The 14,476-nt window shown below is 45.8% G+C and carries 13 protein-coding genes; 9 read left to right on the forward strand and 4 right to left on the reverse strand.

The genetic code is table 11. The features are described from left to right. The first annotated feature begins 53 nt into the window (after window positions 1-53). The 3 genes from deoC to P403_RS0112270 all read left to right on the forward strand — a co-directional run bounded on the left by deoC (window position 54) and on the right by P403_RS0112270 (window position 3,494). Window positions 54-719 (forward strand): deoxyribose-phosphate aldolase, encoded by a 666-nt coding sequence (deoC, locus tag P403_RS0112260; protein ID WP_029332908.1) that lies wholly within the window; start codon window positions 54-56, stop codon window positions 717-719. Between the two features lie 151 nt (window positions 720-870). Next, entirely contained in the window at window positions 871-1,848 is a 978-nt protein-coding gene (locus tag P403_RS0112265) for a BMP family lipoprotein (RefSeq protein ID WP_029332909.1), read from the forward strand. Further along, on the forward strand, window positions 1,845-3,494 hold the full coding sequence (locus P403_RS0112270) for a methyl-accepting chemotaxis protein (RefSeq protein ID WP_029332910.1): 1,650 nt from the start codon (window positions 1,845-1,847) through the stop codon (window positions 3,492-3,494). Before P403_RS0112265 ends, P403_RS0112270 begins: the two co-directional genes overlap by 4 nt. A 70-nt stretch (window positions 3,495-3,564) precedes the next feature. On the opposite strand, the gene P403_RS0112275 is transcribed toward P403_RS0112270, so the two are convergent. Then, window positions 3,565-4,758, reverse strand: a complete 1,194-nt coding sequence (locus tag P403_RS0112275) for a murein hydrolase activator EnvC family protein (protein WP_235195206.1) — start codon at window positions 4,756-4,758, stop codon at window positions 3,565-3,567. A gap of 526 nt (window positions 4,759-5,284) precedes the next feature. After that, a complete protein-coding gene (locus P403_RS0112280; protein ID WP_029332912.1) occupies window positions 5,285-6,025 on the reverse strand; it encodes a glucose 1-dehydrogenase in 741 nt (246 codons plus the stop codon). 160 nt (window positions 6,026-6,185) lie between these two features. Here P403_RS0112280 and P403_RS0112285 point away from each other — a divergent pair, with 160 nt between their 5' ends. The 3 genes from P403_RS0112285 to P403_RS0112295 all read left to right on the forward strand — a co-directional run bounded on the left by P403_RS0112285 (window position 6,186) and on the right by P403_RS0112295 (window position 7,967). Further along, window positions 6,186-6,620: a YkvA family protein gene (locus tag P403_RS0112285; RefSeq protein WP_029332913.1), complete on the forward strand. Its 435-nt coding sequence runs from the start codon at window positions 6,186-6,188 to the stop codon at window positions 6,618-6,620. 141 nt (window positions 6,621-6,761) lie between these two features. Next, entirely contained in the window at window positions 6,762-7,328 is a 567-nt protein-coding gene (locus tag P403_RS0112290) for a DedA family protein (RefSeq protein WP_029332914.1), read from the forward strand. A 12-nt stretch (window positions 7,329-7,340) separates the two neighbouring features. After that, window positions 7,341-7,967 (forward strand): HAD family hydrolase, encoded by a 627-nt coding sequence (locus P403_RS0112295; protein ID WP_029332915.1) that lies wholly within the window; start codon window positions 7,341-7,343, stop codon window positions 7,965-7,967. A 54-nt stretch (window positions 7,968-8,021) separates the two neighbouring features. Here the strand turns inward: P403_RS0112295 and P403_RS0112300 are convergent, their stop codons facing one another. Continuing rightward, a complete protein-coding gene (locus tag P403_RS0112300; RefSeq protein WP_235195207.1) occupies window positions 8,022-9,125 on the reverse strand; it encodes a PTS sugar transporter subunit IIC in 1,104 nt (367 codons plus the stop codon). Window positions 9,126-9,281: 156 nt separating this feature from the next. Between P403_RS0112300 and P403_RS0112305 the strand changes: the two genes are divergently transcribed. Further along, entirely contained in the window at window positions 9,282-10,274 is a 993-nt protein-coding gene (locus P403_RS0112305) for an NADP-dependent oxidoreductase (RefSeq protein WP_034801212.1), read from the forward strand. 102 nt (window positions 10,275-10,376) lie between these two features. Here P403_RS0112305 and P403_RS16675 read toward each other — a convergent pair whose 3' ends face one another. Beyond that, entirely contained in the window at window positions 10,377-10,538 is a 162-nt protein-coding gene (locus P403_RS16675) for a hypothetical protein (RefSeq protein WP_167331095.1), read from the reverse strand. A gap of 283 nt (window positions 10,539-10,821) precedes the next feature. Between P403_RS16675 and P403_RS0112315 the strand changes: the two genes are divergently transcribed. Further along, complete coding sequence (locus P403_RS0112315; RefSeq protein WP_029332918.1) at window positions 10,822-13,467, forward strand: glycosyltransferase; 2,646 nt, start codon at window positions 10,822-10,824, stop codon at window positions 13,465-13,467. Beyond that, the gene (locus P403_RS0112320; RefSeq protein ID WP_029332919.1) at window positions 13,464-14,471 is read left to right on the forward strand and encodes a methyltransferase domain-containing protein; all 1,008 of its coding nucleotides are present in this window, start codon (window positions 13,464-13,466) and stop codon (window positions 14,469-14,471) included. The genes P403_RS0112315 and P403_RS0112320 overlap by 4 nt, the downstream gene beginning before the upstream one ends. The last annotated feature ends 5 nt before the right edge of the window (window positions 14,472-14,476 follow it).

Raw genomic sequence — 14,476 nt, forward strand, 5'->3', positions numbered from 1 at the left:
GTGATAGAATAGAAAAAGAGTATAAGGGATATCCTTAAGGAGGAAAACTAATCATGAACTTAGCAGCTATGATCGACCACACGGCACTCAAGCCGGAAACATCACGCGCCCAAATCGAAACACTTTGTAAGGAAGCACTCGAGTACAAATTTGCTAGCGTCTGTGTCAACCCGACGTATGTCGCACTTGCAGCAGAACTTTTAAAGTCTGACGACGACGTTAAAGTTTGTACAGTCATCGGTTTCCCACTTGGCGCGAACACACCAGAAGTCAAAGCTTTCGAAACGAAAGATGCGATTAAAAATGGTGCAACTGAAATCGACATGGTTCTTAACATCGGCGCACTAAAAGACGGTGACGTGGAACTCGTGGAACGTGATATCCGTGCAGTAGTCGAAGCGGCGAATGGTACGCTCGTTAAAGTCATTTTTGAAAACTGCCTCTTAACAAAAGAAGAGATCAAAACAGCTGCTGAACTTTCAGTCAAAGCTGGCGCGAACTTCGTTAAAACTTCAACTGGTTTCTCAACTGGTGGTGCAACGGTTGAAGACATTCGCCTCATGCGTGAAACAGTGGGACCTGACATCGGTGTAAAAGCTTCAGGTGGCGTTCGTGACTTTGAAGGCGCTAAAGCGATGATCGATGCTGGTGCATCACGTATCGGTGCATCTGCTGGTATCGCCATCGTAACAGGCGGTTCTTCAGACAGCGATTATTAATTCACACTAAATGAATCATCAGACACGTCTTTCCTTAATTAGGAGAGGCGTGTTTTTTGTTGTTAGGAAAATTCTGAATTTAATCTAGCTATTAAGAAGTCAGACATCACTTCCGATAATCAGATGTAGAACGTTGGAAGGAAGTGTAGAGATGTTGAAACACTGGAAACTAGCAATGCTTGCGACGACGATTAGTTTAGCAGGTTGTGGAAGTATCATCGATGATCCAAATCAAGCAGTGAAGGAACGTCAAAAAATGGCGGTTGTCTTATCAGATGTTGGTCTTGGTGATCAATCGTTTAGTGATGCCGCGATGAGTGGGATGGCCTTACTACGTGAAAAAGAAGATTGGTTCATTGATTATCGTGAACTAGGGGAAACGAAAACATATAAAGTAGCGTTCGATACGTTGGCAAAAGAGAAGCCGACCGTTGTCGTCGGGTTAGGTTTTATGGGACAAGCGGAATTAGAAGAAGTCGCGAAACGTTATCCATTGCAACAATTTGCGTTGATTGATGCCGTATCAGAACTACCAAATGTCTTATCGGTTACATTTAAAGAAGATGAAGGCAGTTATCTTGCAGGAGCTGCTGCTGCGCTTCAATCAGAAAATGAGACGATTGGGTTTGTTGGAGGAATGAAGTCGCCTTTAATCGAGAAGTTTGAAAAAGGATACACGGCAGGAGCAAAGGCCATCAATCCGGACATCAAAGTCTTAGTCGATTATGCAGAAGACTTTGCAGCACCCGAAAAAGGGCGGACGATTGCGAACGATCAAATGAACCAACAAGCAGATGTGTTATTTGCAGCAGCTGGTCTGACGGGCAGTGGTGTCCTCGAAGCAGCGCAAGCAAAAGGCAACAAAGCGATTGGTGTCGATAGTGACCAGACGGCGATTGCACCTGACGCCGTCATGACTTCGATGTTAAAACAAGTCGATCTCGCGATCACGACGATTGGCGATACAGTAAAAGAAAAAGGGTTACAGTCGGGTCAAATCGTGCTCGGCGTCAAAGAAGGTGCGATTCAACTAGCCCCGATTCGAAATGTAACGTTTTCAGAGAAAGACCTAAAGCAACTTGAGCAACTGGAGCAAGATGTATTAGAAGGGAAGGTTGACGTACAATGACGTTACGGACACGCTTTTTAATTTCGACACTCGTGACGATCATCAGTGTCGTTGCCTTGATGGGATGGACGTTGGTTGAACTCCGGCAAATTCAATCGTACAACGAAGATTATGGAAAACAGCTTGTCGAAATCTCGGAACTTGAAACAAAACTACTGTACGAACAAGCCGCATGGAACCGTCTTGCGAGCCAACCGTCTGACAGTCAAGTCGAGCAAGTACTCGCTTTAAGTCAAAAGAACGAGAAGGCGCTACAGTTGCTTGAAAAAACGTATTTAATCGATGCGTTTAAAACGGAAATGGACCGGGCAGAGGCAAAATATACTGCGTTATCAGCTGAACGAAATGAGTTGGTCGAAGAGCGTAACCCGATTGAAATCCGGTCATATGCTGCCCGAATCGAGGGTGTACTAAGTGATTTGTATACACTACATACAAAAAACGGTGAGTTTTATGATGTACTGCAACAAGAAGCAAAGGACCAGACCGTCAATTTGACACGGACGGTGTTAATCGCAACGTTTGTTTTATTGATTGCGTTAGCACTATATAATTGGTATTTCGCACGGAGCATTACGCGTCCGATCAGCCGTGTCGTTAAAACAGCGGAGCAAATTTCGGCTGGTGATTTATCGGAGCAACTGGAGACGTCAGGACGAGCAGATGAAATCGGTCGTCTCGAGTCAGCGATTGCGCAAATGCAACAAACGTTACATGGTGTGATTGGGACGATTAGTCATACTTCGAATACAATCAGTCAAATGAGTGAACAGGCAACGTCTGAAAATGCGAACATTGTCGAAGTGTCTGGTAACATGACGCATGCGATCAATGAGATGGCGAGCGGAACACAGACAGTATCGGATGATTTACAGACGACGGTCAGTACGATTACAGACATGAGCTCCTCATTCGACCAAAGTGAACGTCGGGCTCAGCTTGCATTGAGCCAAGGTCAAGTCGCAGACACGACGATGGGGCAGAGTGCTTCGGTCATGGAAGAACAAACAGCCTCACTCGCTGCGTCGACGGTTCAAAACCGCGAACTTGGGCGTCAGCTAGAAGGTTTCCTTGAACAGACACAACAAATCGAAAAAATGGCAGAACTTGTTTCAGGTGTCTCGGCGCAGACAAACCTCTTATCCTTGAATGCAGCGATTGAAGCGGCAAGAGCCGGAGAAGCAGGACGTGGCTTTGCCGTCGTCGCAAGCGAAGTGAAAAAACTTGCGGACGAGACGCACCAAGCGACACGATCAATCTTCTCACTCGTACGTTCGATTCGCCAAGATGGTGCTGTCTTGCAAGAAGCATTGTTGCGTTCTGAAAAAGAACAAGAGAATCAGGTCGCAAACTTTGCTCAAGTCAAATCGGCATTCGAAGAGACGCGGAAAAATGTAGCCGATGTCACTGAAACGCTCAATTACGTGACATCACAGCTTGTCCGCTCGAAAGAACAAGCGAATGATGTCGTCAATCAGGTCAGTTCGGTTAGTGGCGTAATGGAAGAGTTAGCGGCAGGGAATCAAGAGGTCGCAGCTTCGATGCGTGATCAACAAGCTTCGTTCGAACAAATTCATCAATTGATGTTAGAGCTCGAGACGACAACAACATCACTTGATCAACAAACAAATCAATTTAAAATTTAATGACCTCTCATGTTCTCAATAGAAAAAATAAGCCCCGACACATCAATCGACGTGTCGGGGCTTATTCATTTTAAAAGAAACTTTCTGGGTTTAGTTCGTTTGTCCGGCCGTTCGCATTATATTGGTAGCCACCTTCATGAATCTCGAAGTGAAGATGGGGACCGGTTGAATTCCCCGTACTACCGAGTTTTCCGATTTGTTGGCCTTGCTTGACTTGTTGTCCTTGTTTAACTGTCAAGGCATTCATATGCGCATAAACCGTCGTATAGGTCTTACCACCGATGTTGTGTGCGATATAGACATGATTACCATACGGACCACCGGAGCTTGCTTGGATGACAGTTCCGGCAGCTGATGCGACGATTGCAGAATTGACCGGTCCAGCGAAATCGGTCCCGTTGTGATAAGCATAGCCGTTATTTCCGCTCGCGGCACCCATACCTTGTGAAATGGAACCGTTCGCAGGTTTGATGAATTTTCCAGTTGCATTTGAGATGACTTTCGTACTTGCTTTACTGATTGAAGCAGGTTGCGCCGATTGCGCGGCTGCTTGTTTTTTAGCTGCGAGAGCAGCGGCTTTGGCTGCCGCTTCTTGTGCTTTAAGTTGAGCAGCGGCCTCTTTTAGACTTAAGATGTTTGATTCGATTGAACGCTTTTGTTTCTTCAAGCGTTTTAATAAGGATGTTCGTTTGTCCTTTTCAGCATTCAATTCGTGTTGCTTCTTTTTTAGAACTTTCCGGTCATGGATGAGTGCAGTACGTGTATCTTCAAGTTCTTGTTTTGCTTCTGCCAACTCTTGTTTACTCGTTTCGTAATCTTTTAATAATGAAGCATCACTTTCAGCAATCGTATTGAATGCGTTGAAGCGACTGATCATATCGCCAATGTCTTCTGCACCGAATACGGCTTCGAGCAATGGATCTTTATCAGATTTAGCTTGTCGAACTGCCAGTCGATCCCCAAGCATTTTTTCTTGTTTTTTGATTTTCTTCTGTAAAGCTGTAATCTTTTGTTTAAGTTTCGTTAACTGACGTTCGTTTTGATCAATCTTTTGTTCATTTTCGACGACTTGAAGCGTCAATCCATTGATTTGTTGGTCAATCGCGTAAACTTTCTCTTGGGCTTTCGATAATTGTTGTTTATTTTCATCGAGAGCTTCTTTTTGTTTTGATTGTTTTTGTTCGTTTTGTTGTTGTTTGTCTTTATATGAAGTCGCAGCACCTACGGATGTAACAAAGGGTGTTGTGAGAAGTGTGAGTGTCATTAGGGAAATTCCCATTGAGTGCATGAAAGATTTTTTCATAAGTGAATCGATCAGTCCTTCCTTGTTGTTGAGTGATACTTGTACTACTCTAACAACAATTTTTACGGAGGGACGTTACAGTTTATTTAAAATACGGAGGAAAATAATGATAGAAAGTATGTACTTTTTATGAAAATAATTTCGGTAATAGAAAAGAAAAAATGCAAAAACGATGGTATAAAGCGGAAAAAAAGGGATAGGAGAGATTTTTGTTAGATTGAATTCAAGAAAAATCAACTGACATGTTTTTGTAATATTTTTTTTCAGATCATTAAAAAGTGGTTTAATATATGATTGATTCGGTTATAAATAATAATTTTAGAGATGAGGAGGTATAATCTTACGTTGTTCTTCTAAGAGTTGTGTGAAGGGATTGATTCCTTTTGAACGAAGCAAGGAGGACGGATTTAAAGGTCTGCCCTCCTTGTCTGTATAGAGCATGACTTTTCAGTCAACCCCATTTCAATTGAAATTCGCTAAAGAATGATCATTCTTCATAAATCATTTTTCGCGTCATCCCACCATCTAGGACAAGTGTCTCTCCCGTCAAGAAATCATTTTCGGGGTTCGTTAAGAACAGGGCGGCACGAGCGACATCTTCCGGCTTACCGACGCGTCCAGACGGGTGTTGCGAATGATCCTCTGGAGAAAGCTCATGATAATTGCCTGTCTCGATCCAACCTGGGGCAATCGCGTTGACAAGGATACCTTTAGGTCCTAAGGAAACGGCAAGAGCATGTGTCAAAGCGAAAATCCCGCCTTTTGTTGCGGCATACGATTCTGTATCGGGTTCGGACATAAAAGCACGTGTCGAAGCTAGGTTGACGATTCGGCCACCATTTTTTAGATGTGGTGCCGCTGCTTTTGTTGTCAAAAAGATACTACGTAAGTTCGTATGATTGACGCGGTCCCATTCTTCTAGTGTGAGCTCAAGGAGAGGTTTGCGAATGATGATCCCAGCGTTATTAATGATGATATTGATTTTGCCTGTATGTTCTAACGCTTTTTCGATGAGCAAGTTGACATCGTGCTCGTCTTGAACGTCTAAGCGGTAAAAGAAAGCCGTTCCACCATTTTCCTCGATTTCTTGAGCGATGACTTCGCCTGTCATTTGGTCGATATCTGCTAAAATGACGACAGCTCCTTCGTTTGCATATGTTTTAGCGAGTGTCGCACCAATCCCGTTCGCGGCACCAGTGATAATGACTGTTTGATTTACTAAGTCCATGTCTTTCACTCCTCTTCTTTGCAACTTTCCTTCTAATTGAATAGCCTGAATCGGATTGATTAAAACCTAACGTTTCAGTACGATTGAGGATTATCAATTAAGTGTAGAGGGAATAGTATTAACGTTAAAGACATTAAATCGTCGAATGGGGGATTTACGGATGGATTTATCGAACGAGAAATTAAAACAACAACAAGATCAATATGCGGAAGAAGCAAAGGACTATATCGATCGTCCGAAAAAAACAAAATCGATTTTAAAACGAGCGAACAATTCAATTCAAAAAAACTCGAGTCTATCGCTTGTCTTTTCACCAGTTCGCCTCTTCATTGATATGGTCCGTTCATATCAATCGGGAGAATACCGGAATATTCGCCGGACCACGATTTTAAAAGTGATTGGTGCTTTGATTTATCTCGTTTCACCCATCGACCTGATTCCAGACTTTATTCTTGGTTTTGGGTTCGCGGATGATATCGCGATTATCTTGTTCGTCACGAAAACGATTTTTGAAGAGTTGACACGATTCAGCGATTGGCAAGATGAGCAACAAAAAGCACGGACGCAGCCAATCCAAAGTGAGGATGCGTACTGAATAAAGTGAACTAAACGAGGCGTGGCACTGATTAATTCAGTGTTGCGCTTTTTTGATGAAGAAAATAGTTGTTTTCTGTACGCTACTCGTAAAGTTCGTTACACTAAGAAGAGGAAACGAACGGAGAAGAGGAGGTATGTGATGGCCTGGCATGCATGGATGGAGTCCTATGGGTATCTAGGGATTATGGTGACATTAATGTTTCCGTTTTTACCAAGTGAAGTCCCGCTCGCCTATGCGGGTTACTTGGTGCATACGGCACAATCAAATCTTGTCTTGATGTTACTTGTCGCCGTATTTAGTTTCGTCGTCAGCCAGAACATCTTCTTTACGGTCGGTCAGCTCGGAAGTGAGCGGCTACTTGGACGCGTTTTTAAATTGTTTCGGATTTCTGAAACGAGAATGGTTCAATTTCAACAGCAAATGGAGATGCGCGGACGATTTATTTTACTCCTGTCACCGATGTGGCGAATGGGTTTTGCGGTTGGAGCAGGTCTGACAGGTGTGTCTCGTTTGACGTTCACGATCGCCACGACGGTGTCATTCTTTGTGTGGTCCGCGTTTTTCATCTGGGGTGGAAAAAAGCTCGGGCATGGCATGAATGGACGACATCATGATTTTCACCAGTATACTCCGTGGATTGTCGGGCTATTGCTTCTTCTCGGGGTTTACCTATATGTTAGAAAAAAGAGAATGCTAAAAAAATAGAGGAGTGTTTTCATGGCAGTTATTTTATTTGATATTGATGGGACATTGATCGACTCGACAAATCAGATGACAGAGGCGATTCATCTTGCGATGGCAGACATGCCGCATCTTGAAAAGCCATCGAAAGACCGTGTTCGGGCAAGTTACGGACTGGCGGGGAGTGCGTTTTGGGAAAAGGCGATTCCGGATGCGTCAGAAGAAGACATTCGGTTGATTCGCCAAAAGCGTCATCATCATTTAGAACAGACAATGAAGGATCAAGAGGTGTTGTTTGAAGGGGTGCGCGAGCTACTCCGCACCTTGACGGAACAAGGACATATTGTCTCGACGGCAAGCAATTGCGGGGTCCACTACATGAATCTTGTCCTCGACAGTCAAGCCATCCGACCGTTTTTCACGAGTCCGAAATGTTTAGGATCAGTGAACGGGAAACAAAAAGCTGATATTTTAGCAGCACATCGAGCAGAGTTCGGAGACGTCGAGTACTTGATGGTCGGTGACCGGTCGTCTGATATCGAAGCAGCACGAATTGCTGACATGCCGGTTGCGATTTGCCGGTTCGGTTTCGGGACGATGGATGAATGGGAACTCGCAGACCACCAGCTTGAACAACCGTTAGATGTCTTAAAGTTTGTTTAAAGTATGTTAATTAAAAGAAGCGGATTGCCGGTACCGGCAATCCGCTTCTTTTAATTATTCGAAATCGAGTCGGTAGTCTTCCTGGTTCGTCCAAGGACGGAAGCGACGGAATAACTGATGGAACGATAAGCAGAGGACAATCGGAAGCAAGATGAATAATCCGAAGACGAGCACTCCATTTGCCCATGTCCATCCACCTGCCATCAAATGCAAGGCGTTGATTGGACCAATCAACCCGGACATACCGAAGCCGGCGCTAAACGGTGTTCCTTGAATCCCTAAAATCCCGGCTAACCCGCCGAGAACTGCGGCACTGCACATGACGGGAACGATCATGATGGGATTACGAATAAAATTTGCCATCTGAATTTTCGGTGATCCTAAAAAATGAGCAATCGACGTTCCGCGAGAATTCGCCTTCCAGCCTGCGATTGCAAGACCGAATCCAGCGGCACAGACACCGAGGTTTGCCGCTCCTGCTGCAATGCCCGAGAGGCTGATGGCTGTTGCGATGCCGACGGTCGACAGCGGAGAGACGATCAAAACTGAAAACGTGACCGCTAACAGGACGCCCATCAAGATTGGTTGCAGAACAGTGAACTGAGTGATCATTTGACCGATCGCCGCAGTGATTTTAGTGACGAACGGATATGTAAGGACGCCAATCCCACCTGCACCGACAATGATCAACGTCGGCATGACGAGAACAGTGTAGGTTTTAAAACGATTTCCAATCCATAAGACAAGTGCGGTTGCGATGGCAGCTGTTACACCTGCGTTGATGACATCACCCGTACCGACGAATAAAAAACCGGCTGTTTCCGTCCGCGTCGCGACACCTGAACCGACGACGGTCGCTAGACCAATCGAGGCGGTTTCGATCGGAGTCGTCTTGAATTGCATGGCGACGGCAACACCGATGACCATCGGTAGCAAGCGCATCGCAATCGTAGTCGAGTCGATGATGTATTGAGCGGGCGCGAAGTAAGGTAATAATGCTTTGGCGAGTTCGCCGAGCAGAGCACCTGGGATTAATGCAACTAAAATTCCGATACTGAGTCCGTTCAGTACATGGATACCGAACTGACGATTGATTCGTGTTGTAGAAGATTCGATGGGAATACACTCCTTATGTAATGCTTTTGTGCATAACAGCATAAAAGCTATGAATTGTTTTTTTATCTTACGCGATAGGAAAGAACACGTCAAGAAGAAATAGGAATTTTCTGTGAATTGATGAGTGCATTCTGTTCGCACTCCGTGAAAAGGACTGATAGAGTAAAAGGGTAAAAGATATTAGAGAGGATGAACGAAATGGGAGAACAACAAATCGTTTTAGCAGAAAGACCGGAAGGACGTCCGACACGTGAAACGTTTCGGTATGAATCAATCGAACTAAACGCACCAGACGCAGGACAAGTCTTACTCGAGACACTCTACATTTCAGTTGATCCATACATGCGCGGGCGGATGAATGATGCACGTTCCTATTCACAACCATTCGAATTGGGTGCACCGGTTCAGGGAGGTGTCGTCGCGAAAGTCATCGAGTCACGTAGTGATGCTCTTAAAGAAGGGGATATCGTTGTCGGAATGCTCGACTGGGCAACGAAACTTGTTGTCGATGCAAAAACTGTTCGGAAAATTGATGCGTCGCTCGCACCTGTATCGACAGCGCTCGGCGTACTCGGTATGACAGGGATGACGGCTTACTTCGGTTTACTGGATATCGGTAACCCACAGCCAGGTGAAACGGTTGTCGTGTCGGCTGCGGCCGGGGCTGTCGGGTCAATCGTCGGTCAAATCGCTAAAATCAAAGGGGCTCGTGTCGTTGGCATCGCGGGTAGTGATGAAAAGACGACGTATCTAAAAGAAGAACTTTGGTTTGATGAAGTCATCAACTATAAAACGGAAGACGTCGGAGAAGCGCTCGACCGCGCATGTCCGAGTGGAGTGGACGTCTACTTTGAAAATGTCGGAGGCGAGATTGGGGACGCGGTCATCGACCGTTTGAATCCGTTTGCCCGTATTCCAGTCTGTGGCGCGATTTCTGGATACAATGAAAAAGAGAACATCGGACCGCGCGTTCAATCAAAATTGATTGCTTCACGGGCGCGGATGCAAGGCTTCTTAGTCGGGGATTATGGAAAACGTTTCAAGGAAGCAGCAGAACAGTTAGGCGAATGGGTCAGTGCTGGTGAATTGAAATATGAGGAAACAATTTTTGAAGGGTTCGACAATGTTCCAGATGCATTCTTAGGTCTGTTCGATGGTTCGAACACAGGAAAGTTACTCGTGAAACTGTAAAATGTAGACTTCGTATGTAAAAACGTACTATCTAAAAAAAGCGTCGGACGATTCGTAAGTGAATCGTCCGACGCTTTTTTTAGGTACGACGTGTAACGTCGGTCATGATTTTTTTTGATCGTCTTTCAATTCTTCCAAATCTGGATCGGGATGTTGTGTCTCAGCAGGCTTGATGCCGGGGTCTGATGTTTCAGCCGGTTCAGGATCTGGGTGAAGACCGACGTCTGCTTGTTCATTTGGTAAATTCTCTTTTTTTTCATTCATGGTAAAATTCATTCCTTTCTCTTTTTCGAATCTTCTTAAGATTTACCCGTCTATCTGATTCTGAAACTAATGAAGTGCTCATCATATTTTATTGCCGACTTGTTCAAAAGTAAGTCACGAACAAACTACAGTCCACGCCAATCAGTCATCTTCTCAACTGGAATGTAAGGAAATACTGGAAAACATTCATCAACTCTTTACAAAAACCTTGCAAGGGATTTAAGTGCGCTTTGAACTGCTCTCGTAGACTGAAGGGAGATCAAGCAGGAAGGGTGTTTTGAACGTGAATGGACAACAGTGGAAAAGAAAAGTAACGCAACAGCTAGGTTGGGTTCGTGCTGAGCAACAGCGATTGAAGACGGAACCAGCAGCGAGTTCGACTGCGTTCGAAACATTACAACGATTAGAATCATTAGGAACTGCTAAGACGATTCGTCCGTCAAACAAGCCGGTTGAGACAAAAACGAAGCGCTATCAAGAAGAGAGTAATCAACAATTACTCGATACGATTGATTACCAAGCGATTTCGCTGCGGAGTCAGTCACGTTACTATGAGCCGCGACCACTGGAAGTAGCTGTCGTCTGTTCCGAGTTCATGCATGCCTATTATCAAGATGCCTTTCATCTCCATTACGTGAACGCAGACACATTTGAGGATGTCTTTAGTCGTAAAATCGATCTCTTTTTAGTCATCACGTCATGGAAAGGCTTGCAAGGGGATGACTGGAAAGGGGTCGCGACACCGAAATCGAAAAAAAGAACATTACTCCTCCAGATGATGCGAGAGGTGAAACAACAAGGGATTCCGGTCGTCTTCCAGTCGACGGAAGACCCGAGTAACTTCGATCGTTTCAGTGAGCTGGCAAAACAAGCCGATTATGTGCTGACGTCAGACGAAGCGATGCTTCCGGAATATCAAGTGCTTTGTGGTCATGACCGGATTGAAGCGGTCTCGTTCGGTGTGAATCCGCTGATCCATAATCCGCTTGGCGCAACCCGAAGCCGGAAAAATCATGTCTTGTTCGCCGGGAGCTGGATGGCGAAGTATCCAGAACGTGTCAAGGATACGGAAGTGCTGTTCGATGGGGTGATGAGCTCATCGCATCAGCTCGATATCGTCGACCGCAACTATCACCTCGGCTTACCGGACTATCATTTCCCGGACCGGTACGTCAAACGGGTTGCCCCTGCGATTCCGTATGATGCGCTTCAGCAAGTGAGCAAATGTTACGACTGGGTGTTGAATCTCAATAGCATCAAATACAGTAAAACGATGTGTGCGCGCCGGATTTTTGAATCGCAGGCACTTGGGAATTTAATCATTTCGAATTATAGTATCGCCGTCAACAACCTGTTTCCAAACGTATTTACAGTTCACGATCAACAGGAAATCAAAGCAATCGTCGATCGAACATCTGAAGAAGACATTGAGCGATTGCGTGCTGAAGGAATTCGTTCTGTCATGTCGAGTCACACGGTGTTTGACCGGGTCGATCAATTGGCGCGGATGCTGAAACTCAATCAACAACAACCGGCGCGTCGCCTGCTCGTCGTCTTACGCAATCCGACACCGGCACTTGAACAGCAGATTGCCAAGCAATCGATTGAACCGGATACTATTTGTCACTTGTCTGAACTGACGGCTGCGGAATATAGACAAGCCGATCTTGTTGCCCTGCTCGACGGAGGCGAGTCGTACGGGGAATATTACCTCGAAGATTTACGCAACGGCTTTAAGTTTGCCGATGCTGATATCGTCCGGAAATCGCTCAGCGGACAAGTCGCTTATGAAGTCCTTGAGACGTCAGGCGCAGACACCGGAGCGATGGTCTGGCGGGAGCATGTCCCGTTTGAACAGTTTGTCAGCGGAACGTTATCTGGACGGACGCTCATGATGGATTGCTTCGAATGGAATGAACAGCATCAGACGAAAGCACTTGTTGCCCCTGTTTTGTCCGTCGTCGTGCCGATTTACAATAACGGACATCATTTGATGTATAAGTGTTTTGCGAGTTTAAAGCGGATGGATCGCTTCGATGAGACAGAAATCGTTCTTGTCGATGATGGATCGACGGATTTCGGGACGATTCAAGCCGTCGAACGAATTGCACGACGACATGGGAACGTGACGACCTACTTCTTTGAAACAGGGGGAAGCGGAAGTGCATCACGTCCTCGTAACAAAGGCGTCGAACTGGCGCGTGCCGATCGGGTGGCCTTTTTGGATCCGGACAATGAAGTGCTCAGTGACCGTTATGCGGAGCTGTTAGATGAACTTGATCAAGATGCTACGCTCGATTTTGCCGTCGGTCATATGAAAAAGCTGGCCGAGAAGACGAGCATCATCGCCTTACCGACGATTCGAAAAAAGGGGCGAACGGTTTGTGAAAATCCTCGTGCTTACTTACTTGAACATCGTTTTGCCGTCCAAAGTATTCAAGCATTGGTCGTCAAGCGCGATTTCCTCGTCAAGCATCAATTGGAACAGGTCGTCGGAGCTGTCGGTCAAGATTCACTGTTTTTCCAAGAAATGATGTTACGGGCGGAACGTGTTCTGCTTGTGAACCGCGTCGTGCATTATTATTACGCAGCAGTCGCCGGTTCGACCGTTAACTCTTTGACGGTCCGGTTCTTTGAGCGCAGTGTTATCCGGGAACGGGCACGAGCAGAGAAGTTTGCGAAATATGGTGTACTCGACCAATACAAGACGAAACGTTTTGAACATTTCTTTGAACACTGGTATTTGGTCAAGTTGCGACAATGTAGCGATAAGGACTTTGGACCAAGTGTTGCCTCATTACGGACGATTGTCGGATTTTATGAACCGATTCAACTAACGACACCGTTAGTCCGACAGTTCGTCGAATTAGCGGATGCGGGGAAGACGGATGCGATTCAAGAATTGTTAGTAGAGGAGGTCACGGCATGACGAGCACAGCAGGAATGAAACGACCGAAGGATCAAGTCCGCGCCGCCTATTATGACCAGTTAGGGGTCGCATTCGGGAAAAAGGTCCGAGCGCGCATCCACTGGATAGTACGTGAGGCGAAGGGGGAAGACATCCTTGATATCGGGTGCTCCGGGGGACTCGTCCCGATTTTACTCGGACGCGAAGGAAAATGTGTCACAGGAATCGATGTCTCTCCGGAAGCGATTGCTGAAGCAACGTCTGCGTTAAAAGAAGAAGCGGCATCTGTCCAGTCCGTCGTCATGTTCAGTGAGACGAACATCATGTCTTTTTCAGCAAACCGGCAATTCGATACGGTCTTGATGACGGAAGTGCTCGAACACATCGGTGAACCGGAGCGGGTGATTCAGCAGGCATATACGCTCGTCAAACCAGGTGGACGGCTTGTCGTGACCGTTCCGTTTGGCGTCAATGATTACGCTGATCATAAACGCACCTATTATTTGAAACGGCTCGTCGAACAGTTAACGCCTTATGGAACGATCGAAAAAATCGAACGGTTCGATAAGTGGCTTGGTGTGACGCTTGTCATTCAGGAACATGTACAACCAGGACGGATGTTGTCTGCTGAAGAAGTCGACTGGCTCGAGGAGTCGTTTGAGTTTGTCGAGCGGATGCACCTAGCGGAAGTGGTTCGTCTAAAACAAGTCAACAAGCGTCTGGAACAAAAGACGCAACACGTAGCGGAAATTGAATTGCGGATAGAGGAACAATCGAATGAACAGGTAAAACTGGAGCAACAAGTAAGCGAGATGAATCAACAACTGGAACAACTTGCGCAACAATATACGTTAGTGCTCAAACGTTACGAGGAAGCACTCGTTTCGAACATGGAAGTGCTGGAGGCGAATGAAGCATGGAAATCAAAATACCGGTCACTCGCAAATTCAAAATTAGGAAAAGTCATCGTTCGTTATTGGAAGTTCAGACGAAAACTATCACGAAGACTGGCAAGACGTCGATGAACGTG

This window comes from Exiguobacterium oxidotolerans JCM 12280, assembly GCF_000702625.1.
GTDB lineage: Bacteria > Bacillota > Bacilli > Exiguobacteriales > Exiguobacteriaceae > Exiguobacterium_A > Exiguobacterium_A oxidotolerans.

What these genes read in the sequence shown, in the direction of transcription:
- deoC (WP_029332908.1), top strand. Translation starts at nt 54, where the DNA reads ATGAACTTAGCAGCTATGATCGACCACACGGCACTCAAGCCGGAAACA.
- P403_RS0112265 (WP_029332909.1), top strand. Translation starts at nt 871, where the DNA reads ATGTTGAAACACTGGAAACTAGCAATGCTTGCGACGACGATTAGTTTA.
- P403_RS0112270 (WP_029332910.1), top strand. Translation starts at nt 1,845, where the DNA reads ATGACGTTACGGACACGCTTTTTAATTTCGACACTCGTGACGATCATC.
- P403_RS0112275 (WP_235195206.1), bottom strand. Translation starts at nt 4,758, where the DNA reads ATGACACTCACACTTCTCACAACACCCTTTGTTACATCCGTAGGTGCT.
- P403_RS0112280 (WP_029332912.1), bottom strand. Translation starts at nt 6,025, where the DNA reads ATGGACTTAGTAAATCAAACAGTCATTATCACTGGTGCCGCGAACGGG.
- P403_RS0112285 (WP_029332913.1), top strand. Translation starts at nt 6,186, where the DNA reads ATGGATTTATCGAACGAGAAATTAAAACAACAACAAGATCAATATGCG.
- P403_RS0112290 (WP_029332914.1), top strand. Translation starts at nt 6,762, where the DNA reads ATGGCCTGGCATGCATGGATGGAGTCCTATGGGTATCTAGGGATTATG.
- P403_RS0112295 (WP_029332915.1), top strand. Translation starts at nt 7,341, where the DNA reads ATGGCAGTTATTTTATTTGATATTGATGGGACATTGATCGACTCGACA.
- P403_RS0112300 (WP_235195207.1), bottom strand. Translation starts at nt 9,125, where the DNA reads ATGCTGTTATGCACAAAAGCATTACATAAGGAGTGTATTCCCATCGAA.
- P403_RS0112305 (WP_034801212.1), top strand. Translation starts at nt 9,282, where the DNA reads ATGGGAGAACAACAAATCGTTTTAGCAGAAAGACCGGAAGGACGTCCG.
- P403_RS16675 (WP_167331095.1), bottom strand. Translation starts at nt 10,538, where the DNA reads ATGAATGAAAAAAAAGAGAATTTACCAAATGAACAAGCAGACGTCGGT.
- P403_RS0112320 (WP_029332919.1), top strand. Translation starts at nt 13,464, where the DNA reads ATGACGAGCACAGCAGGAATGAAACGACCGAAGGATCAAGTCCGCGCC.